This window comes from Paenibacillus sp. NFR01 (assembly GCF_900111565.1).
Classification (GTDB): domain Bacteria; phylum Bacillota; class Bacilli; order Paenibacillales; family Paenibacillaceae; genus Paenibacillus_AQ.
In genome coordinates, this window is record NZ_FOIK01000001.1 from 220,505 (window position 1) to 241,535 (window position 21,031).

General features: G+C 55.2%; 18 protein-coding genes and 1 other annotated feature. Of the genes, 12 read left to right on the top strand and 6 right to left on the bottom strand.

Going from position 1 to position 21,031, the window contains the following annotated elements; all coding sequences use genetic code 11:
- Positions 1-53: 53 nt before the first annotated feature.
- Both BMW84_RS00985 and BMW84_RS00990 read right to left on the bottom strand, forming a co-directional pair.
- Entirely contained in the window at positions 54-1,535 is a 1,482-nt protein-coding gene (locus tag BMW84_RS00985) for a stalk domain-containing protein (protein WP_091063475.1), read from the bottom strand.
- A gap of 31 nt (positions 1,536-1,566) precedes the next feature.
- On the bottom strand, positions 1,567-2,943 hold the full coding sequence (locus BMW84_RS00990) for an MBOAT family O-acyltransferase (RefSeq protein ID WP_091063478.1): 1,377 nt from the start codon (positions 2,941-2,943) through the stop codon (positions 1,567-1,569).
- A gap of 199 nt (positions 2,944-3,142) precedes the next feature.
- Between BMW84_RS00990 and BMW84_RS00995 the strand changes: the two genes are divergently transcribed.
- From BMW84_RS00995 to BMW84_RS01000, 3 genes are all read left to right on the top strand, one after another.
- Positions 3,143-4,207 carry a hypothetical protein gene (locus BMW84_RS00995; protein ID WP_091063480.1) on the top strand — a complete coding sequence of 355 codons (1,065 nt, stop codon included), beginning with the start codon at positions 3,143-3,145 and terminating at the stop codon, positions 4,205-4,207.
- 106 nt (positions 4,208-4,313) lie between these two features.
- Complete coding sequence (locus tag BMW84_RS24620) at positions 4,314-4,490, top strand: hypothetical protein (RefSeq protein WP_175498628.1); 177 nt, start codon at positions 4,314-4,316, stop codon at positions 4,488-4,490.
- Between the two features lie 88 nt (positions 4,491-4,578).
- Entirely contained in the window at positions 4,579-5,466 is an 888-nt protein-coding gene (locus BMW84_RS01000; protein WP_091063482.1) for a diguanylate cyclase domain-containing protein, read from the top strand.
- Positions 5,467-6,289: 823 nt separating this feature from the next.
- On the opposite strand, the gene BMW84_RS01005 is transcribed toward BMW84_RS01000, so the two are convergent.
- Entirely contained in the window at positions 6,290-6,937 is a 648-nt protein-coding gene (locus BMW84_RS01005) for a transcriptional regulator (RefSeq protein WP_091063484.1), read from the bottom strand.
- Positions 6,938-7,224: 287 nt separating this feature from the next.
- On the opposite strand from BMW84_RS01005, the gene BMW84_RS01010 reads away from it, so the two are divergent.
- Positions 7,225-8,556 carry an amidase gene (locus BMW84_RS01010; RefSeq protein ID WP_175498629.1) on the top strand — a complete coding sequence of 444 codons (1,332 nt, stop codon included), beginning with the start codon at positions 7,225-7,227 and terminating at the stop codon, positions 8,554-8,556.
- A 670-nt stretch (positions 8,557-9,226) separates the two neighbouring features.
- Here the strand turns inward: BMW84_RS01010 and BMW84_RS01015 are convergent.
- Positions 9,227-10,540, bottom strand: coding sequence for a S8 family peptidase (locus tag BMW84_RS01015; protein WP_091063489.1), 1,314 nt, complete (start codon positions 10,538-10,540; stop codon positions 9,227-9,229).
- A gap of 169 nt (positions 10,541-10,709) precedes the next feature.
- Here BMW84_RS01015 and BMW84_RS01020 point away from each other — a divergent pair, with 169 nt between their 5' ends.
- Positions 10,710-11,075 carry a hypothetical protein gene (locus BMW84_RS01020; protein ID WP_139209573.1) on the top strand — a complete coding sequence of 122 codons (366 nt, stop codon included), beginning with the start codon at positions 10,710-10,712 and terminating at the stop codon, positions 11,073-11,075.
- A 78-nt stretch (positions 11,076-11,153) separates the two neighbouring features.
- Here BMW84_RS01020 and BMW84_RS01025 read toward each other — a convergent pair whose 3' ends face one another.
- Positions 11,154-12,278 carry a GerAB/ArcD/ProY family transporter gene (locus BMW84_RS01025; RefSeq protein WP_091063496.1) on the bottom strand — a complete coding sequence of 375 codons (1,125 nt, stop codon included), beginning with the start codon at positions 12,276-12,278 and terminating at the stop codon, positions 11,154-11,156.
- A 118-nt stretch (positions 12,279-12,396) separates the two neighbouring features.
- On the opposite strand from BMW84_RS01025, the gene BMW84_RS01030 reads away from it, so the two are divergent.
- The 5 genes from BMW84_RS01030 (at position 12,397) to BMW84_RS01050 (ending at position 17,733) form a co-directional block, all read left to right on the top strand.
- Positions 12,397-13,800 (top strand): spore germination protein, encoded by a 1,404-nt coding sequence (locus BMW84_RS01030; RefSeq protein WP_091063500.1) that lies wholly within the window; start codon positions 12,397-12,399, stop codon positions 13,798-13,800.
- The gene (locus BMW84_RS01035) at positions 13,797-14,927 is read left to right on the top strand and encodes a Ger(x)C family spore germination protein (RefSeq protein WP_091063503.1); all 1,131 of its coding nucleotides are present in this window, start codon (positions 13,797-13,799) and stop codon (positions 14,925-14,927) included. Before BMW84_RS01030 ends, BMW84_RS01035 begins: the two co-directional genes overlap by 4 nt.
- 116 nt (positions 14,928-15,043) lie before the next feature.
- A complete protein-coding gene (locus BMW84_RS01040) occupies positions 15,044-15,556 on the top strand; it encodes a hypothetical protein (RefSeq protein WP_091063505.1) in 513 nt (170 codons plus the stop codon).
- Between the two features lie 19 nt (positions 15,557-15,575).
- Positions 15,576-16,148, top strand: coding sequence for a hypothetical protein (locus BMW84_RS01045; RefSeq protein WP_091063508.1), 573 nt, complete (start codon positions 15,576-15,578; stop codon positions 16,146-16,148).
- 160 nt (positions 16,149-16,308) lie between these two features.
- On the top strand, positions 16,309-17,733 hold the full coding sequence (locus BMW84_RS01050) for an NAD(P)-binding domain-containing protein (RefSeq protein WP_091063510.1): 1,425 nt from the start codon (positions 16,309-16,311) through the stop codon (positions 17,731-17,733).
- A 73-nt stretch (positions 17,734-17,806) separates the two neighbouring features.
- Here BMW84_RS01050 and BMW84_RS01055 read toward each other — a convergent pair whose 3' ends face one another.
- The gene (locus BMW84_RS01055) at positions 17,807-19,669 is read right to left on the bottom strand and encodes an arginine--tRNA ligase (protein WP_091063513.1); all 1,863 of its coding nucleotides are present in this window, start codon (positions 19,667-19,669) and stop codon (positions 17,807-17,809) included.
- Between the two features lie 41 nt (positions 19,670-19,710).
- Positions 19,711-19,928 (bottom strand) — a binding site (T-box leader).
- A 186-nt stretch (positions 19,929-20,114) separates the two neighbouring features.
- Here BMW84_RS01055 and BMW84_RS01060 point away from each other — a divergent pair.
- Together BMW84_RS01060 and BMW84_RS01065 are read left to right on the top strand one after the other, a co-directional pair.
- On the top strand, positions 20,115-20,552 hold the full coding sequence (locus BMW84_RS01060) for a LytTR family DNA-binding domain-containing protein (RefSeq protein WP_091063515.1): 438 nt from the start codon (positions 20,115-20,117) through the stop codon (positions 20,550-20,552).
- A 13-nt stretch (positions 20,553-20,565) separates the two neighbouring features.
- Positions 20,566-21,000 (top strand): hypothetical protein, encoded by a 435-nt coding sequence (locus BMW84_RS01065; RefSeq protein WP_091063518.1) that lies wholly within the window; start codon positions 20,566-20,568, stop codon positions 20,998-21,000.
- The last annotated feature ends 31 nt before the right edge of the window (positions 21,001-21,031 follow it).

Sequence of the window (21,031 nt, forward strand, 5' to 3'; positions counted from 1 at the left end):
CCAAGCGCGTTGCGGCTGTTTTTTCTAGAGAAACCATTCCATGGCCTACTGGCTTATTTTTCGATCGAAAGCTGCATGTACCAGCCTTGATCAGCGGTGCTCACCGGAAGGCCGAGCTGCCCGGCGGCGAACGCCAGCGGAATCATGGCCCGGCCGCCAACGATAACGAGAGGATGGGCCATGTTTACGTTCGTATCGCCCACCGCTGCCGTCTCCAGCCCGGCGGTCATTTGCAGCCTGGTTTGCCCGTATTGGAGCGCCGCCGTCTTTGCCGCGGCATCCCAATTGATTGTTGCGCCCAGCGCCTTTGCCACCTCGGCGGCGGGAAGGAACAATTCGCCGTCGCTTTGTACTAGCTTTTTCGTAAATGAATAAGGTTCTCCGTTCACCAGCACTTCGTAGGCGTATACGTTACCGTCCGGGCTCATCAGCGCAGAGGTAGTCTGCTTGATCAGCGTTTCGTTCAGCTTGTCCACATTATCGGCTGTCACGCGATATTTGGGATCATCCGCCCCGATCCGCTCGGCGATCATGCGGTTGACGTCCTGATTGTGATGGCTGATATCTTTGTACAGATCGAGGTTGAACGTCCATGACGCTTCCGTCTGGAAATCATACAGCTTGGCATTGGGATGGCGGCTGATTCGTTCGAACATCCATTTTCGCATCTCCAGCTGGTTGGTGTAACGCTTTGGATTGACGTTGTACCAGGCGACCTGGCGCATGATGCTGTACGGCGGATAGTAGAAGTAGAATTCCACGTCGGGATAATCGGTCAGCAGACGTTCGATGTACGTAGTAAACCTCTCCTGCAGCAGCGGCGTATCCTCTTCATTGATGCCGAAATAGGCTTCGCCGGCGCTTTGGTCATGATACGATTTAGCCGTCCGTGCCTTGGAGAAGACGGAATCGCCGTTCCAGTTGTTCAGATGTTCCAGGTCGCTGCCGCCGCCCGAGAGCGTATTGCCCAGCCCTACAAAGAACTGCGTGTACACCGAGGCGTTGAACAAATACCGGTAGTCGTTCCACAGCTTGCCGTCATACAGATAATCCGGGAATGTCTCCTGCTCCTCCTCCGTACTGCTCTTCAGTGAAAAATAGTCCAGCCCCCACAGCACCTTCTTCGGTTTGCCCGTCTCCAGCGCCAGCTTGGCCATTTTGTAATGCTCTTCCGCAGTCGAGCCTTCGATGGACAGCTTCATCGTTTTCGTGCCGCCGAGCGCCCGGGTCACCTCGGAAGGAAGAAAGTTCTCCGTCATGGACGTGCCGATAATGATCGTATCGTAGTCGAAATTTTTGGCCAGCCCGGGGTTCTGGTAGCGCTCCTGCTTGGAGAAGACCGGCGTATACCAGCCCGGACGGTGATAGAACTGCAGCGGATCGATAAACAATACGAGCAGTGCCATAACCACGGCGAGCATACCGGTCAGAAAAAGAAAACGCAGCACCGTCTCCCGCGCCTGGATACGACGGTTTTTGGCGCGTCTGTTGCCCGGTCTCGGGCCGGGCTTATGTTGTGCCTGTTGCGGAATCAAACCATGTCCCCCTCTGCCGTAAATAACCCGTTTAGAAATTAAAGTACAGAAACTCGGTGATCCGGTTAAAGAATAGCAGCGAAATCATAAACATCAGAGCCATCAGCGCAGCCGTTGCCCAGCCGGGACGTCGTTTGCTTGCGGAAGCGGTCAGATTCGGGGATACCCGCGTGACCAGCAGCAGAAGAAGGATAGCCGGAACGATCAGAATGTAATCGGTGATTCCACTGAAGCCCAGTCCCGAAAGGCCGGCCATGCCGCGTAAGATCCGGAACGCTTGGGCAAGGCTTTCCGCCCGGAAGAACACCCAGGTGATATTGATGAACAGGAAGGTGATGCCCCAGCACAGCCAGGCGGGCAACGGTTTCCCGTACCGCTTCCAGATGTTCTGTACCGCTTGTCCAGCGCCGTGGAGCAGCCCCCACAGAATGAACATCCAGCTTGCGCCATGCCACAGGCCGCCGATCAAAAACGTAATCAGCACGTTGCGGTTGGCGGTCCAGAAGCCCCGGCGGTTGCCGCCGAGTGGAATATAGATATAGTCCCGCAGGAACTGGCTGAGCGTAATGTGCCAGCGCCGCCAGAAGTCCTGGATGCTCGTTGCGCGGTACGGCGAGTTGAAGTTCTGCGGAAGACGGATATTGAACAGCAGCGCAATGCCGATCGCCATGTCCGTATAACCGCTGAAATCGTAATATATCTGGAAGGTATAGCTGAGGCAGGCGATCCAGGCATCCACGAAGTGCACTGCATGGGCAAAACCGTTGTTGGCGTATCCGGCAAGCGTGTCGGCGACGAGCATTTTTTTGGACAGGCCGATGCAGAACAGAAGCAGGCCGGACATAAGGTTGCGCCAATTCCACACTTTATTCCGCAGCCTGTCGAACTGGGGCATCATGTCTTTGTGGTGCAGGATCGGGCCGGCGATCAGATGGGGGAAAAAAGTCACGAACAGTACATAATTGACGAAGCGGTATTCCTGGACTTTTTTGCGGTAAGCATCGACTAGGTAGGCGATTTGCGTGAAGGTAAAAAAGCTGATGCCGAGCGGTAAAATGATATGCAGCAGCGGGGTGTTGCTTCCGGTCAGGCCATTCCAGTTATCGATCAGGAAATCGGCGTATTTGTAGTAACCAAGCAGGAGGACATTGGCGGCCAGCCCGAACGTCAGTAGCGCCTTCCGGCGGTTCTCCCGCACTAGCAACCGGCGTCCGACCGCATAGTTGAAAAGAATGGAGCCGAGCAGCAGAGGGATATATTTAGGATTCCAGTAACCGTAGAAGCACAGCGAGGCTATGGCGAGCCATAGTTTGCCGGCCGTAAACCAGCGGATGTTCAGGCAAACGAAATACACGGCAAACGTTACAGGCAGAAAGGCAAAAATAAAAGCATAGGAATTGAATAACATGGGCAGCCTCGCCTTCGGAAAAGTGGGGAACCGGTATAACGAACTGAGTAAATCATAGTTGTTTATGTCGAATAAACACAGTGATGAAAATCAATAATTTAACATTTTATTTCTATTTATGTAAATCGTCATTGCGCGCGCCGCCGGCCTTTCGATACATTCAAACTAATGAATTCCAGAAAAAACGGGAGGGTGCATCTTGGGGCGTATAAGTTATGTACAGCAAGAGGCTGCCGCGTATTACCGGCATATACCAGCCGTGCCGGAGTTTTTTGCGATCCATCCGGATTTGAAGGATTGGATGGCCGAAGACCGTTGGATCGCCGCATTCCGCAAGTTTTCCGGCGTGATGGGTGAGATTTACCGGGATATCGAGATCCGTCCGGAAGCGTACGGACTTCCTGTTGTCCCGGTGGACGAGGACCGTCCGTCGGGCGAGAAAGCAAAACATTCCTGGCGGGCCATCAAGCGGATCGGCGATGTCATCCGGGAGATCGGCCGGCTGGGCGTTGCAAGCCCGAACAGTCTGGACATCCCGGCCGCCGAGCTAAAAGCGGCGCTGAAAAAGATTCCGAAAGCGGCGCTAATTCTAATGCGGCTGACGGATTTCGGATTCGTGCTGCGGGGCTTGGACCATACCGGTATCGGCAAAGGGACGGAATGGATTCATATCGGTTATCCGGCCCATCCCGATCTTCTGGCGGTCCTGGAGGCATATGCGCTCGCTGAGCCGTACCATCCGGATGATCCCCATGAGTTTTACTACTTCGACTATAAAAGGCTGGCTGACCGGAGCCTTCTACCCCGGGATTGCGTCGTCCGCGATCTGGCGGCAATGACGGGCGGCGACGCCGGACTGCTGCTGGCAGGGCTGCACCGCCACTTGACCGAAAGCCTGGGCCTGGCTTACATCTATAAAGACGACGGTCTTGAATACGTTTTACATAAGAAGCGGGTGGCCCGGATCATGATCGATTTTCACCGGTTGGAGGTACAAGTCGTGCTGAAGCTGAAATCGATGGATCGCTACATGGAGACGATCGCCGCATTGCCGGCGGAGCTGAAGCGTTATTTTGAGCAGGACGGCTGCCATTACTGCAGCTTCCAGAAGGCGACCCGCGAATATTGCAAATACCGGTTGCATTGGTGCCTCGAAGGAGAGAATCATGTAACCTGTAGCTTCGAGACGTTTCTTTTTGACCGGCCGTCCAGCGGTCAGGCCGAAGCTTTGGCGGAGCTGGTGCGGCTGGAGTATGCCCTGTAAGGCACGATGGTCAAGAATGAGCATTTAAAGCAGAGTATAGCGGCCGTACCTTTAGCCAATCTTAACCATCCGCGTTTGGATGATTTTCTTTCAAAGGAGCGTAATCATGGAGCATTTGGGGATTTACACGCTGTGGCTGATTGCGGGCATCGTCATGATTGTATATGGCCGGAGAAGCCGGAAAAAATGGCCGGTGATCTGCGGAACGGTCGTGCTTTTTATCGAGATTGCGGTGCCGGTCGTTGCTTTTATTTTCGGCGTGATGGATGGAGCGAAAGCGTAAATCGAATTTCGGTTGACTCGGCCCTTACGGTAGGGTTTATGATGAATCCAGAGCTCATCCGGCCGGATACTTGGATGGAGGTAAGATTGTGAGAATCAGCGAATTTGCGGCAAAAAATCAGGTGACCGTCAAAATGCTGCGGCATTACGACGAACTCGGCTTGCTGAAGCCCTCGGCAGTGGACCCGTTTACGGGTTATCGGAGCTATGAGGAACAGCAGTCGGGGCTGCTGAATTGGATAATGCTTTTGAAAAGCCTGGAGTTTTCGCTCGCGGAAGTCAAGGATTTGCTGGACCGCCCCATCTCAAGCGAAGAGCTGATTCATACGCTGCGGCGCAAGCGCATTGTCATTTCGGGCAATCTTAATGTGCAGCTGCAGCGGAAGGTTCAGATCGACCGATTGATCCGAATGCTGGAGGAGGACGAGTTCAGAATGGAACGTTTAGCCGAATTGTCAAAGCTGGAAAAAGCCGATGTGCGCGATCTCAAAAAAAACATGCCGAATATGGAGGTTTTTCTCGAGTCGGCGGAGGAGATCCTCTCGCTCTGCGCCGATGAGGATACGGTTGCCGTATTGCGGTTCGATATCCGCCATTTCAAGCAAGTCAACGATTTATACGGTTTCGACGTCGGGGACAAGGTCATCCTGGCGTGTTATGAAATCATTAAGGACGGCTTTGCGCCGGCCCAGCCGGGCTGCTGCTTCGGCCGGGCGCACGGCGACGAGTTTGTGGTCTTCGCCAAAGCGGACGAAGCGGAAATGGCGCGGATCGCGAATAGCATTGCCTCGCGGATGGAGCAGTACGATTTCCCGTCCATCGGCTGCCCCGAGCAGATGGGCTGCCGGATCGGCATCCTCCATGCGCCCAAAGGCGGAATCAAGGATATCCGCCAACTGATCGAAGAGACGATGGATACCGTCAGCGAAGCCCGCAAAGGCGGGAAATACGCCGTGCTGGTACAGGCGCTCGGGTAGGGGAGCTTTGAGGACCGCGGGCAAGTGTGCCGCGGGGGAAACGCCATGGAGGAAGCGTGGTGGGGGCAAGGCGTGTCGAGGGCAAGTGCATGGCAAGGATGAAGGTAACGAGGGCAAGTGCATGCCCGTGGGGAATGTGTGGTGCGGGAGAAGCGTACCAAGGGCAAGCCATGTCCGCGAGGTATGTGTGGTGGCGGGAAAGCATACCAAGGGCAAGCCATGTTCGCGGGGTATGTGTGGTGCGGGAACGTGGTGCGGGAGAAGCGTATGATGCGGGTAAGTGCATGATGCGGTCAAGGCGTGCCGCCAGTCAAGCATAGGCTGGAGCAATTACATGCCTGCAGCCTATCACTTTCCGCGGCAAATCACATTCCGTAGCAAAGTGCATGCCGTAGCCAAGCATATATTGCGGACAAGTGCATGCCGCGAAGCAGCGAGTGCCGCTAGCCAAGCATATCAGCGTATCTTACGGACCTGAGAGCCGTTATTTTGCCAAAAACACGAATATTGACGTGCTAACGGACCTGAGAGCCGTTATTGCCCTCCAAAGCGCAGGTTTTCAGCGTTATTGGAGGCAATAACGGCTTTGATGTCCGTTGCGTTGGGAAATCGCCTCATTTCCCACAAATAACGGCGCTCATGTCCGTTAGGATGATGAGGCAGAGTGCAGCGCGCTGCGCTGTTTTTCAATGGTCAAAAGAGGGCTGCCGACTGAAGAGAATTGGCCAACACGACCTCTGCCGCATACGGCGGAATAAGGAAAGGCGAACGAGCGTGGCTTAGGAAATGGCCTCATTTCCCGCAAAAAACAGCCCACCAGCAATCAAACTTTCAGACCGTAACTCCGAAAACGCAGGTTGCCGCCGGATACCTCCAAAAGACCGAGGTCCGTCAAACGATGCAGGATTCGCCGGGCATGCCGGTCGGTTACCCGCAGATGCGCTGCAAGCTCCAGCGGAGTAAAAGGGCGCAGCGTCCGCCGGGCAAACCGAAGCGTTTCGGCTTCCAGACATTCGAGCTGCCCGGGGACAACGGTGGCCACAAATCTGCCGATGAAGGCCAGGATCATTTGCCGGCACTGCTCGGGCTCCTCGACTATCGACAAGTAAGCGATCGGAAGAAACGTCCACCCGTCCAAGGCCAGCAAAGCATGGCGTCTGCACAAATCCTTGAATCGCCGGACATCCAAATCTCTCGCATGCGGGCCGAAGCCCTGAATTTCGATCCCGCCTTTGGCTCCGCCAGGCATATAGGCAAGATCCAAATAACGATACCCGTTGCCTAAATCGCGCACCTCCCATTCGGGATACAAATCGTTGAAGTTGCCGACTGCCGGCCACCAGACATTTCTCAAAAACTCTACCGTGCCATGACCTAACCCCTTTTGCAAAAGCTCCAGCCGTCGGGGGCCGATCTCTTCGGAAATCTGCGTTTCCAGCCACTCGGAATAAAGCTGCTCGAATTGCGGCATTGAATCCTCTCCCTCTTAAATCATTTCATTTTTTTGCAAAAGAAAAGCCGCCCCGGCGCTGCATTCATCCCTCCGGATGACCTGCTTGCCAAAGCGGCGTGTTCTTCACGACCGATTGTGATTTTTCACGTTCATTACTCTCATTATAGCCGCCGATTGCGGCTCTGCAAAGATGCGACGACGTTAATGTTGCGATCACGCCCCAATTCATGCGATTTCAAGTTTCTGGAACTTGTACGCGGATCAGCCGTAACTTAGAGCGACTAAGGATATGGGGAGAGTTGAGTATGCCCGAAGCAGACCACAAACCAGGTTCAGAGGCAGCATCAGGAGCAATCGAAATCGCCAAGGAGCGGATGCAGGAGAGGTTGGGGTGGACCGCAGTGGATGTTTTCCTGGAAAAATATGCGGCGCTCGAACCGCATGTTCAGGCGTTTGTTTATGAAAAAGAGCTGCCGGAACGGATCGCCCTTGAGATGCAGCGATTGGAAACAAAGGGGATCCCTCCGGAATCGCGCTCCCCGCTGTATGGCGTTCCCGTCGGAATCAAGGATTTGCTGCATGTGAACGGAATGCCCACGCATGCAGGATCAGCGCTGCCGCCGGAAGCCCTGACGGCGGCGGAAGGATCGCTGGTTGCGCATATCCGCAACCAGGGCGGAATTGTCGCCGGGAAAACGGCGACAGAAGAGTTTGCGTACCGCGGCCCCTTCGCGACACGCAATCCCCATCATCCCGCCCATACGCCGGGCGGGTCCAGCGCAGGCTCTGCCGCTGCCGTGGCGGCAGGAATGTGTCCGCTCGCCGTCGGCACGCAGACGCTGCGCTCGGTAACGGCCCCCGCCTCGTTTTGCGGGGTGGCCGGGTATAAACCGAGCTATGGGCGGGTACCGCTCGACGGCGTTTTGCTGTTGTCGCCGACCATGGATACGGTCGGCTTTTTCACCCCGGAACTGGACTCGATGAACGTATTCGCTGCCGAACTGGTCCCGGATTGGACGGCAGGCGAGATGGCTCGTCCGCCTGTACTGGGCATCCCACGGGGAATATACATGGAATTCATGTCCCCGGAGGTGAAGTCGGATTACGAAGCTCAGGTTAGCAAGCTGGAACGCAGCGGGCTGACTGTAAAGCGGTTGGATATGCCGTGGAAGGATGATTTTATCGCCGGCGATGCAATGCTCCGTCTGGTGGAAGGAGAAATGGCCCGAATCCATGAGCGCTGGTCGGACATTTACGCAGACAGTTACGGCATTCCGGTAAAAGAAGCCATCTCACGCGGCAGGCTTGTCCCGGATGCAGAGTTGGCCGATTACGCCGCAGAACAGCTGCGCCTGCGTAAGGATCTGGACTGGTTGATGGTTCAAGAAGGCATTGATTTGTGGGTGTCCCCAGCCCAGGGAGGAACTGCACCGCTACTGGAAGAAGGGCGGACCGGCTGGCCGGGAATGACGGCTGTGTGGACTTTCGCTGGAAATCCGACAATTACGCTGCCGGTCTCGGCGATACAGGGATTGCCGATCGGCTTTCAGTGCATCGGTCGTTTCGGGCAAGATGAGCAGATGTTGGCTTTCACCGCGAAAGTGCTGGAGCTGCTGGAAAACAAATCATGCCAGTAGAACCTCTATGGGGCTTCGGTAAGATTAGAAGAACGAGAGCGTAGTTACGCAATATTCACAATTCGTTATTCGCCAGACGCAAAAGGTTGCCAGAGCACGAAAGGTTCATGAAGGTACAACGTTTGCTAAAACCATTTGCTAAAGTTCGTTTGATTTAACTGTAATGGCCAATAATAGCAACACTTATTCAAAAACCAGTGAGTTGCCTCTTGTTAATGGACAGCGATGCTCTAAGTGTAATGAGTGGTTTTCTTAACGGACCTAAGCGCCGTTATTTCTCTGATTTCTGCTCCATTTTCATAGTAACGGACCTGAGAGCCGTTTTTGCTACCCAAACTGCTGTTTTTCAGCGATTATGGTAGCAATAACGGCTTTGGTGTCCGTTGGCATGGGAAATAGGCTTATTTCCTGCAAATAGCGGTGCTCATGTCCCGTTAGTAGCATGTTTCAGGCGTGTTGGGGGGCGAGGCTACGCAACCGAGCAGTGGGTGAAAGCGGTTAGGCGGAGCAACCGAGCAGTGGGTGGGAGCGGTTAAGCGAAGCAACCAAGCGGCGTATCGGCGCGGCGGGCACGCGCCACGCCAATGCACTGCCCGGCGCGCCCCCCGCCGCCGGGCTGGCCTCCCGCCGCGCAGCTACGCCGCGCGCGGCCCTTCAGCCCCGGCGGCGCCTAATCCCGGCGCCGCCGCTTTGCCCGCCCGTCGCAGAACCTCGGCGGCGGGTTTGGCCCCTGCTGCAGCAGGTAGCGCAGATCCGCCTCGCCGCGTCCGGCGGTGTTCGCCTTCAGCCCCAGGCTGAAGGCGTTTTTCATCAGCGCCGCCTTGACCTGGCGAGGGGTCAGCGCCGGCGAGCGCTGCAGCAAAAGGGCGGCGGCGCCCGCGACCAGCGGCGCCGACATGCTGGTCCCGGACATGACGAAATAGGATTTGTCGATCGTCATGTACGGATATTGCCGGGCCAGCTCCGAGCCCGGCGCGCGCAGCGAGATGATGCTCTCGCCCGGTGCGACGAGGTCGGGCTTGGTCCCGCCGCCCCGCGCCGGACCGCGACTGGAATACGAAGTGATCCGGTCGTCGCGCTGCCGGACCGTCCGGCGGTCGTCCACCGCGCCGACGGTGATCGCCGACGGGCTGATGCCCGGCGATTCCACCGTCCCGCGGCCGGGGCCGCTGTTTCCGGCGGACACAACGACGGTGAGTCCGCAGCGGACCGCCCGCTCGATCGCCTGGCACAGCAGGTCGTCCTGCGGCGGCTGCAGCGCCGCACCGCCGAGCGAAAGAGAAAGGATACGCAGCCTTAACCGCTTGCGGTTTGCGATACACCATTCGATGCCTTTGATGATCGTCGAGTCGTAACCGAAGCCGTCGCGGTCCAGCACTTTGACCCCGACGATCTCCGCCTCCGGCGCCGGTCCGGTATATTTACCGCGGCTGTCGTGGCCGTTGCCGGCCGCATCGCCGGCCACATGCGTGCCATGGCCATTGTCGTCATACGGCCTTTGCCGGCCGTTCACGAGATCCTTAAAGCCGGCGATCCGGTTCGCCGGCCTCGTCAAATCATGATGCGGGTAGACGCCGGTGTCCAGAATGGCGATCCGGACGCCTTTGCCGGTGAGGCCAAGCGATTTGCGGACCGCCGCGGCGCCAATCGCGGGCGCGGCGATATGCAGCGTCGCTTTTTTGCGTTCATCCAGGTGAACGCAGCGGAGTCCCGGCCAACAGCAGATCTGTTTGAGGCATTCCGGCGATACCCGGGCGGAGACGGCGCGCAGCGAGTGTAGCCGGTGCCCGATCTTTAGGGGATGGGCACCGACATGGCGGCGCAATCCTTTGATTTGTTCCTCGGTCAGCTTATCTTTGAATTGAATGATAACCGGAAGGCGCGCACGTTTGCCGCGCGGTGCAGCCGGCGTTTGAAGAAGCTTGCGCTTTAGGGGGGAATTCAGACTTGCGGCATACCGGTGAAGCCAATGCGTCTCGCTCATGACGGAGTAATCACCTCTACGCGCAGTTTATGCACAGGGCGGTTATCCGGGTACAGCCGCGGCAAATCTATGACACTATCACATTTTTTCGGGTATGGGGATAAGCGGTTTCGGGAGGCGGCAAGTTTGAATTTACTATACTATCCCCAAAGAAAGTGGTGAATCAAGCATGAAAGTACCTGTAAAGAAAACAGCACTGGCCAAACGAAACAGAACCGCCGTCCCTTCGAGAGCAAGAGCGGTGGCACCGCGCAGAAGACGCAGATCGAAACAGACCCTGACCCGTTTTGTCGTTCTGGCTACCAGCACCAACTCGGCCAGCACGCCGAAAAACTCCAGCGGCTGGGTAGCGACGTTGACCGGCGGGCCGACTCCGATCTCGGCAGAATTTGACGACTTCGGCGTCGTGCGCTTCGAGACAATCTCCACGCTCACGACCATTCCGTACACGCTGCGGATCGTTGACGAAAACGGCACAACGCTGACAAACAAAAGCATTCCTGCCGGCCGCGAATTCTACGTTGCGCGTTTCTAATCAGGGCGCAATTGTGCCGTGCCGTAACACTCCCTAAGCCAAGACAGCTTGTACCGAAATAGGTACAAGCTGTCTTTTTTATGCACCGGAGCCCGGTTTTTCCCCCGCGCTGACCGCCGCTTTGTGCTTTCCTGCATCCTGCAAGTGACGGATCGCATAAATCAGATACACAATCAGCGGGATGATCAGAAAGTTCGCCAATTGAATGTACAGCAGATAGCTGTAGAGCTCTAGCATCGTGAACAGATTTTTCGAGAACAGGTAGGAAAAAATAATCGTCAGCGCGCATATGTAATACTCTTTGTATCTCAGCTTCAGGCCAGCCAGCCGTATCACCTCCATCAGCGCGAAAAAACAAACAATATAGCGGATAAACCAGCCGGCGACGACCTGGAGCATGACAAACAACTCCCCGGCTTCCAGAAAGCCGAACGCACTAATGACCTGTGTCTGGGTCAGCTTCGGAAACAGCAGATTGACGGCACGGTCCGGTCCGAACGTCTCGATGACCCCGATCATGGAGAAGACGAGCATCTGGATGACAAACAAAAGGGCGACCATGCTATGCAGGATCAGCCTTTTTTTGCTGCGCAGGCTGCTCAGGTACGGAATCATGATGCTGACACAGCTGAGCGCGCCGAGAATCTTGATGGCAGTGAGCAGTATTCCGCCGGTAATCCCATGCTCCAGGATAGGAAACAGATATTTGCTTTCTTTGTATTTATGGGTCAGGAAAGCGAGCAGCATCCCGGAGGAGCTGATAAAGAGAATCACGATAACCGTAGTGATGGTCACGGAAGCGATCCCTTTTTTCACGACATATACGGTTGCAATGGCTGTTACGGAAATATAGATCCAAGCCGGAGTAAGCAGTTGAAACGCGATATGCATCACGCTGGCTTCCGCCGCGGCGCTTTCAAACAGAGTCAACAGCAGCGTCAGCATAAAGAAAAAAGAGAAAAACCCGCCGGCCCATTTGCCCAGCGACTGTGCGTAAATATCGATGAGATTGTAGTTGTTGCTTCTTTTGTGGATGCGCAGGATGATCCAGACATACCCCGCGATCAATACGGAAGCGGCGATCATCGCGATCCAGGTATCCCTGCCGCCGTATTTAATGAAGGCCGAAGGAAAGGTCTTTAGCGTGACAATGATCAGACTGCAGATAATAAAAAACAAATGTTTCGTATTGATGCTGCCCATAGATCCATCCGGACTCCTCTCGCTGCATATTCTTCAAACCTAGTATTGGCATAATTCGGTATGATTTAACCCGGAATTTGGCATACTATCCGAAAAACGAGAGAGAGGAGGGGTACGGGTGCCGGTGAAAACGGATGAGCTATGGGCAAAAATGAACGGAAGCTTTGATTTTATCCGGCGGGAAATCCGGGTCGGCCCGGACACCGCGACCTTGTTCTATATTGAAACGATCTGCGATTCCAGCTACATCAGCCAGTATATTATCGAGCCTCTGGCGTCAGTCAGGCAAGGCTTCAAGGACAAGGCGGAAGTTGCTCAGGCCATTTATGCCAGCAAAATCGGCGAGGTTCAGGATCTCGCCGCCGCGCTGGAACACTTGCTGACCGGAGATCCGGTGCTGGTATTCGAGGCGCTGGAGCATTCGATCTTTTTTGATGCCAAAAAAATCGAAACGCGGGCGGTGGAAAAATCGCAATTCGAAGCCTCGCTGGTCGGCTCCAACGAGAGCTTCAATGAGCTGCTGGTGAATAACGTGAGCCTGCTGCGCAAACGGATGGCGACGGAAAAGCTGCAGTTTGAAAGTCTAACGCTCGGAAGCCAGTCGAAAACCCAGGCAGTATTGGTCTATCTGGATGGAACCGCCCCCTCCGATCTTGTGCGTACCGTCCGGCAAAAGCTGTCGGAAATGGAGAATACGTTCGTGCTTGATATTCATTATGTAACGGAGGTATTGAGCCCGGATAAATCGCTGTTTGACACGATCGGTTATTCCGACAAGCCGGATGCGGTCGCGGCCAAGCTGTTTGAGGGAAGGATCGCCGTACTTGTTAACGGGTCGCCGTTTGCGCTGACGGCGCCAAGCTTTTTCCTGGAGAGCCTGCAGGCCCCCGATGACTATTCCGGTAACCGCCTGTTTGCTTCGATGCTGCGGCTGGTCCGGTTGATCTCGGCATTGATTTCCTTGCTGCTGCCGGGGTTCTACGTGGCGGTAACCACTCATCATTTTTCGCTAATTCCCTCTGCTTTTGTGTTCAAGCTGGCAGTCTCCCGCTCCGGGGTTCCGTTCCCTACGGTCGTGGAAGTCATTTTGATGTTTCTGTTCTTCGAGCTGTCGCGGGAAGCCGGACGCCGGCTGCCCCATCAGATCGGACAGGCGCTGAGCATTGTCGGTGCGCTGATTCTGGGTGACGCGGCCGTGGGGGCCGGGCTTGCCTCCCAAGCCACCGTTGTCGTTACCGGCATCTATGCTATCACTTCGTTCATTAACCCAAGATTGACTTCGGCGGTTTCCGTATGGGCCATTTTTTCAATCATCATGTCCGCCTGCTTCGGGCTTCACGGCTTCTATATGGGCTTCATCCTGCTGGTTGCCCATCTCGCCGCACTGCGCTCCTGCGATTATCCGTACCTGTTCCCGTTCGGCACGGAACGCTCCTTCCGCAAAGCCACCGGCGACGTCCTTCTGCGCGGCCCGCTGAAGAAAATCTCCAAGCCGTTTGTTTACAAAGGAAATAAGCCATGAGCAGGGCAGCAAGGAAACCGCTGGTCGCCGTAATGCTGGCCTTGCAATGTCTGCTCTTCACTGCTTGTCTGGGCTACCGCGATCTGGACCATGTAGTTTTTGTAACGTCGGTATTGGTCGACCGGGACGGAGGCAACAATCTGATCCTTTATTTCGAAACGTTGAATTCCATCCGCAGCTCCTCCAAAGAAGCCAACCAGGAAGAGCGGATCGTCTATAAAGTGACGGTGCAGAATACCGGGGACGCCTTGAATCAGCTTGAGACCTTTACCAGCGCGCCAGTGTCCATGGCGCACAACAAAGTGGTTTTGTTTACAGAAAAATACGCGCGTTCCGGCATGGAGGACACCATTGACTTGTTTGACCGCTGGCAGGATTCCAGCAATCGTACGCTGCTCGCCATTTTTCTCGGAGATCCCGAAAGTTACGTCAATCCAAATCACCGGGAAGAGACGATGACCGGCCTGTATCTGTATGACATGCTGGGCAACAAAGCGGCAGTAACCACATACGGAGTCAAGGTGAACATCAAAGAATTCATGAACCAGCGGTACATCGGAGATAGAGTAAATTCAATGACGATGATCGATGTCTCGAAGGAACATTTCACCAAAGGACAGTATTATGTCGGCGGCCTGGGCCTGATCAAGGAGTACAATCTGATCGGTACCATCGACCGGGAGGAGACGATCTATTTCAATTTGCTGCTCGACAATAAGGTGACCGGCAACCTGAATACGGCCAATCCGCAGGACCGTACCAAAACGGTATCGATGCTGCTGCAAAAATACCAATACGAATCGGAACCGGAGCTGGTCTCCGGGAAGCTGAAGATGCACATCCGCATTAAAATGAACACGACGATTTCGGCGGTTCAGGGCCGTCTCGAAATGAATAAAGACGTGATTTCGCAAATGGAGAAGGAAACGGAGGAGCGAATCGAGCAGAACTGCCAGAAGCTGTTCGAGCGGTGGAAAGAACGTAAAACCGATGTATTCGACATTCAAGAGAAATTCGCCCGGAAATATCCAAAGGAGGCGGACCGGAACATTATCGAGGATACCGAACTGGACCTTCAGGTCCAGATGAATATCGTCGGAACGACGACAATCATGGACGCCGAGTAAGTATGAAAGAGGAGCCCCGGGGCTCCATTTTCGCTGAAAAGGAGGTTGACGCGGATGACGGCCCGGTACGATAATTTGAACATATCCCGGTATTCAGCCGTCTAGGAGGATCCTGTATGTTGTCATCCGTTTCTTTTGCCATTTCGTTGATTTCCTTTATGCTGACGATTGTGACAGTGATTTTTACGTACCGCTTCAACCGGATCACGATCCGGAATTCCGCCAAGCAGGAGCATCAGAAAATTTTGCTTGAAATCAACAAAATGCTGCTAGCCGAACCTGAGCTGTGGACGGTGTACGATCAACATCCGATGAATGCCGTCACCCCGAAGACGCCGCAGCTGCAGGCGAAGGTAGAAGCGCTGGTCTATTATTATCTGAATTTTTTCGATGTCGTTTACGAGTTTTACAATGTACATATCATCAAAAACAAAAATGATCTTGAAACCTGGAAATCCTGGGCAGCGTATATCGAATATTTCATCCGCGGTTCTTCGGCGGCGCGCAATACGATTCTGCAGATGAATGCCAAACTGTACGAGGAAGGCGTCTATTCATTTTATTACAAAATTATCAGCGAGATGGAGCAGGAATGCAGCGGAAGCTCTGCGGCGGAGCCTGTGGCATAAGCTTCAAGGAGGAAACACTGTGAATGAACCGGATTGGTCCATGGAAAAAGCGACACCGGCGCGAATCGACGAAATGCTGGCTTTGAATTATGCGATCTACCCAGAGGAATGGCATGTCGGCCGCTCCTTCGTGGAGGCCGTGATGGCCAAAAACCCGCAGGTATACAATATTCTGCGCACCCCGGCTGGGGTCAAAGGAATCTTCAGCATTTTTCCGCTGCCTGCCGGGCCTTATGAACAGGTATTGAGCGGCGATTTGGAGGAAGGCGAGCTTGCCTCCCATCTTCTGGATTATGATCGGCCCCGGCGCGTCCGGCTGTATTTAATCTCCATTATCGTCGATATTCACGATCCCCTTCGCAAAGCGTATGCGCGGGCGATCGTGCAGGCCATTCCGGCCGAACTGCGGCGGCTCGCGGAGCTAGGCATCGAGGTCGAAGAAATCGGAGCCATTGCGATTACGGAGGACGGCAACCGCATTTTGCGGCGAATCGGTTTTACGGCCAAGGGGGAGCAAGAGTCGTTTGGAGAATGTTATCCAATCTACCGCGCATCCCCGGAGGATGTGGTACAGGCTATAACGTTGACATGAAAAAGAGCCGGGAGGCTCTTTTTTTGTGATCCAATCCAAAGAGCATAGCGTAAATTCATGCGCCGATGACAATTAACCTGCCATAGACATTTCAAAGGGAGGCATTCCAAGTTATAATAGAAGCCATCTTGAAAGTCCTTAGGGAAAGGTCGGAGCGGCGATGAGTCTGGAACTTTTGAACGAACAAGTGAAACGGGATCTGTCCCTTCTCGCCTACGGCGGGGCGGATTGGCTTCCGCGGCTGGAGCATCCTGAGGGTCATGTGTATGATGTCGTCATTGTCGGCGGCGGGCAAAGCGGCCTAGCCGCGGCGTTCGGGCTGCTGCGGGAACGGATCTCCAACCTGCTGATCATCGATGAAAATCCGGAGGGGCTCGAGGGGCCGTGGGAGACGTATGCCAGAATGGTTACGCTGCGCACGCCGAAGCATCTGACCTCCGTGGATCTCGGCATTCCTTCCCTGACCTTCCGCTCTTATTGGGAAGCCTTACATGGTGCCGAAGGCTGGGCGGCCGTCGATAAAATTCCGCGCGGGGAGTGGATGGACTATTTGCGCTGGTACCGCAGCGTGCTTGGGCTCCCCGTCCGCAACGATACCCGGCTCGAGCTGATTGAGCCCGGCGACGACGGCATCTTCCGGCTGCGGACCGCCGGAAGCGGCGAAGCGGCGGGCCTGCTGCTGGCCCGCAAGGTCATTCTGGCGACCGGCATCCAGGGCGGCGGCGAATGGCATGTGCCGCCGATGATCAAAGCCTGCCTGCCAAAGACGCGGTATGCGCATACTTCGGAGCCCATCGATTTTGCCGCGCTGCGCGGCAAAACGATCGGCATCCTCGGCGGGGGCGCGTCGGCGTTCGACAACGCCCATCACGCGCTTGCCGAGGGCGCAGCCGAAGTGCATGTGTTCGTCCGCCGCGATCAGCTGCCGAACGTGAACCCGATCCGCCAGATGGAAGGCTCGGGTATGATCGAGCGGTTCCATACGCTCGATGATGCCGACAAATATGCGGTGATCTCGCATTTTTTCAAATTCAACCAGCCGCCGACGAACGATACCTTCAGCCGTGCAGCGGCATGGCCCGGTTTCCGGCTGCATCTGGGCTCGCCGTGGCTGAACGTCGCCGAAGACGGAGCCGGCGCGCGGGTTGAGACGCCGCAAGGCACGTATGCGTTTGATTACCTGATCATCAGCACCGGGCTGGTCAGTGATCCCGCGCTGCGGCCGGAGCTGCGGCTGGTCGAGCCGTATATCGCGCGCTGGAAGGACCGTTATACTGCGCCCGAGGCACAGCGCAACGGACAGCTTGACGATCATCCGTACCTCAGTCCCGGCTTTGCCCTGACCAGCCGGGATGCGGACGGATACAAGGCCCTGCACGGCTTGTTTGTCTTCAATTACTCGGCGCTGGCGAGCTGCGGGTTATCCGCTTCGGCGATCTCGGGCATGAAGAATGCCGTGCCGAAGCTTGTGACCGCCGTGGCCGACGAGCTCTTCCTCGACAACCGCGGGACGATCCTGGAACGCTTTTTCGCTTACGATGACGTTGAGTTTATCGGGCAGTGGCCGGGGGTGGAAGCGCGTTGAAGCAAGGGAAGCCATACAAACGGAACACCGGGGAGCATCCGCTCGCCCGGTTTTTTCGTGTTTACTTCCGATTTTACATCCGATCCGGCGCCGGAAGGCCAAGCACCGCCAGCGCGTCGGCGATTGTTTCTTTGAATTTCAGGGTTAGCCAGAGCCGGTACGCCTTGACCTCATCGCCGGCCTTCAGGATCGGGCAAGCCGTATAAAAATTGTTGAACAACGTGGCCAGCTCGTAAGCGTAATTGCAGAGGAGGCTCGGCGACAACTCCGTACCGGCTTCATGTAAAGCGTCCTGCCAGTGCGCCAAATGTCTCAACAGCGCATGCTCTGCTTTTTCAAGCGGGCCGTTGGCATCGTTAGTCCACGGTTTGATGTCGGCTCCGGCTCCGGCCTTGCCAATAATGCTTACTGCACGCGCATGCGAGTACATTAAGTAGACGCCCGTGTTGCCGGTGACTTCCGTGGCCTGCTGGATATCGAAGACAACCTCGGTTAGCAGACTAAACCGGAGGAGATAGTAGCGGATCGCCGCTGCCGCGATTTTTCTGCCGGATAATCCGTTTTTATCCGACCGCTTGACTTCGATCACACTCTCCATCAAATCGAGCAATTCGGAAATTTTGATACCGACGCCTTGCCGTCCGGACATGGCATAAGAGGCTTTGCCGGAAGACGTATCGATCCCCAGCTCTTTGGCGGCCGCCGGACTTAGCGAGACCACGCCGTAGCCCACATGCCGCAGTTTGGACGCTTCTTCGGGATAGCCGAGCACTTCCAGAGCTTGTTTGACCATGGCTTGAGGGTATTGCTGACGATGGTCGATGACATTGATGACCCTGTCCGCTTTGCCGTAATTGATGGAGGTTCCCGCGTGATGCGTCGACCATAAACCGCCGGTGAAGCGTTTATACCGGAAGTCCCGGTTCAGCAGGCCGAATTTCCAGAGATGGTAGGCGATATCTTTTGCCGTATAGGTTAGTATTCCATTGGAGCGGACCAGAACCTTATCCTGCTGATGTTCGGAATCGTCGTCTTCGGCGCTGACGGCGGATGGTTTCAATACCCAGCAGCCCGCCAGTTTGCCTGTAGTCTCTTGATAAAATTGCGGCGTTTCCTGCAGCAGCGCAAAGGCTGCCTCCCAAAATCCCTCCCGGACGATATTGCTTTCCCACACCAGCAGGTCATAGCCGATGTCGAAAGCCGACATCTCCTCCAGATGTTCACGCACGATCCGCTCCGCGACGAGCAGGCCGACCCAAGACAGGTTCTCGTTGCCTTCCTCCAGCGAGTGAAGGACGGTCGTTCTTTGCTCTGCGAGCCGGGGATTCTCTTCATACGCCTTGTTGACCTGCGAATAAATATCCCAGCAGAAGTCGCCGAACCGCGCAAACTCTTTCTTTTGCGGAACATGCAGGAGGCCGACGACCGTATCGGCGAGCTGATTGCCCAAATCATCGATGTAATTGTGGATTTCCACCTGATGCCCGGTACGTTTCAAAAGCCGCGCCAGCGTATCCCCGATGCATGAGTTCCGCAAATGTCCAATGTGGGCTGCTTTATTCGGGTTAATGGAGGTATGCTCCATGACCACCTTTTCCCCGGTGCCCGCCGGAAGCGCAAACTCCCGCTTAGCCCATTCCTCCCAGTTCAAATGCAGGTTGATAAAGCCCGGCGGAGCAACTTCGACAGTTTGGATCAGGTGACCGATGCCTCCGTCTTGCTCCAGGCGGTTTTTGATCGACTCGGCGATCGACATAGGCGATTTCCGCAACACTTTTGCGAGCTGCATTGCAATATTCGTCGAATAATCGCCATGCTCCAAATGAGCGGGTTGTTCGACATAAACATTCAATTCCCCGGCATCGTCCAGCCCCATTTCTTTGAACAAGCTTTTGACCGACTGCTCGATGCCTTTAATGATGGCCTGGCTGATCAATAGTAACGCCTCCTTCAAAATAAAAAGCCCCCGTCTCTAATCAAAGAGACGAAGGCTTGTGCTTCGCGGTACCACTCTTGTTGCCAAACTTTAGTTTGACCCCTCGACAAGAATAACGGTCTTGGCCGTGGCTTCCTACGAAATGGTTCAGAAGCCATTCTCATGGGTGCGCTTCGCCGATTGACGCCGTACCGGCTCCCACGCTCCCGGCTCGCTTGAACTTGTGTCAAAGGGGTACTCTCCCAGTCAAAGAATTTGCTGTATTTTCTACATAATATGGATATCCGGATGAAAAATCAACCCTGAATTCGCGATTTGCGCAGCTTACGGCGTCCCTGAAGCAGGTTGCCCGCCGTCTATTGAACCGGTAAAACGCCGGAAATATACTGTAACTGTAAGCGGCAGACGGGATCCCATCCCGTACCCGCACGGGGGAGGAACGGCCATGAAAATAACGATTGAAAGCATACCCGAAGGCAGCGAGCCGGAGATTATTCTCAGGTGCAACGAACCGGACGAGAATCTGCTGCAATTGATTTATTCCCTCAAATCGACGTCACGGAAGCTGATCGGACTCACGGGTTCGCAGATCTATATCATTGACCCGCGAGATGTTTTTTATTTTGAGGCGGTGGACAACAAGGTGTTTATCTACTGCAAGGAGAGGGTGTACGAATCGCGGCTGCGGCTGTATGAACTGGAGGCGGATTACGGGAGCCGGGATTTTTTTCGCGCTTCGAAATCGGTCATCCTGAACATCGCCAAGATCCGCTCGGTCCACCCGATCCTCTACGGAAGACTGGAGGCACTGCTGCACAATGGGGAAAAGGTACTGATCTCCCGGCAATACGTCCCCGTCCTGAAACACAAATTAGGAATATGAGGAGGGCTTTATCATGAAAGTCGGCCAATATGTCGGGTTTCTGGTCAAAGATTTCTTGCTCTCGAGCAGCTGCGTGCTGGTCGTTGTCCTGCTGGCGCTGCCGCTGGGCTCCGTGGAGATGGTCCGCGCTTCGTCGCTTTGGCAAATCGTGTTTGCGGGAGCGATCTATGCTTTAGTGAAAAATGCTTTTATCGAGACGCATGAGCTGGGCCGCCGGGCGCAAATCGTCAGTTTCTTTGTCTGCAGCACGCTGGCCAATATCATCGGCGTGTTCTGGCTATGGCGCTTCGCTCCCGGCACGATGAGCGGCGGACTGGCGCTGGGGCTGCTATTTGCGATCCTTATCGTGAAAGGCGGCACCTATGCCATGATGCATGTGGACGGACGGCGTGAAGCGAAGCAGGTGAACGAACGGTTGGAGGCTTACCGGGGCGGGGGCGAGGAGTAAGCTGCCTGATGGAGCGGAGTCTTGCTCCGAT

What these genes read in the sequence shown, in the direction of transcription:
- BMW84_RS01040 (WP_091063505.1), top strand. Translation starts at nt 15,044, where the DNA reads ATGTTGTCATCCGTTTCTTTTGCCATTTCGTTGATTTCCTTTATGCTG.
- BMW84_RS01065 (WP_091063518.1), top strand. Translation starts at nt 20,566, where the DNA reads ATGAAAGTCGGCCAATATGTCGGGTTTCTGGTCAAAGATTTCTTGCTC.
- BMW84_RS01035 (WP_091063503.1), top strand. Translation starts at nt 13,797, where the DNA reads ATGAGCAGGGCAGCAAGGAAACCGCTGGTCGCCGTAATGCTGGCCTTG.
- BMW84_RS00990 (WP_091063478.1), bottom strand. Translation starts at nt 2,943, where the DNA reads ATGTTATTCAATTCCTATGCTTTTATTTTTGCCTTTCTGCCTGTAACG.
- BMW84_RS01060 (WP_091063515.1), top strand. Translation starts at nt 20,115, where the DNA reads ATGAAAATAACGATTGAAAGCATACCCGAAGGCAGCGAGCCGGAGATT.
- BMW84_RS01025 (WP_091063496.1), bottom strand. Translation starts at nt 12,278, where the DNA reads ATGGGCAGCATCAATACGAAACATTTGTTTTTTATTATCTGCAGTCTG.
- BMW84_RS01010 (WP_175498629.1), top strand. Translation starts at nt 7,225, where the DNA reads ATGCCCGAAGCAGACCACAAACCAGGTTCAGAGGCAGCATCAGGAGCA.
- BMW84_RS01050 (WP_091063510.1), top strand. Translation starts at nt 16,309, where the DNA reads ATGAGTCTGGAACTTTTGAACGAACAAGTGAAACGGGATCTGTCCCTT.
- BMW84_RS01005 (WP_091063484.1), bottom strand. Translation starts at nt 6,937, where the DNA reads ATGCCGCAATTCGAGCAGCTTTATTCCGAGTGGCTGGAAACGCAGATT.
- BMW84_RS01015 (WP_091063489.1), bottom strand. Translation starts at nt 10,540, where the DNA reads ATGAGCGAGACGCATTGGCTTCACCGGTATGCCGCAAGTCTGAATTCC.
- BMW84_RS24620 (WP_175498628.1), top strand. Translation starts at nt 4,314, where the DNA reads ATGGAGCATTTGGGGATTTACACGCTGTGGCTGATTGCGGGCATCGTC.
- BMW84_RS01020 (WP_139209573.1), top strand. Translation starts at nt 10,710, where the DNA reads ATGAAAGTACCTGTAAAGAAAACAGCACTGGCCAAACGAAACAGAACC.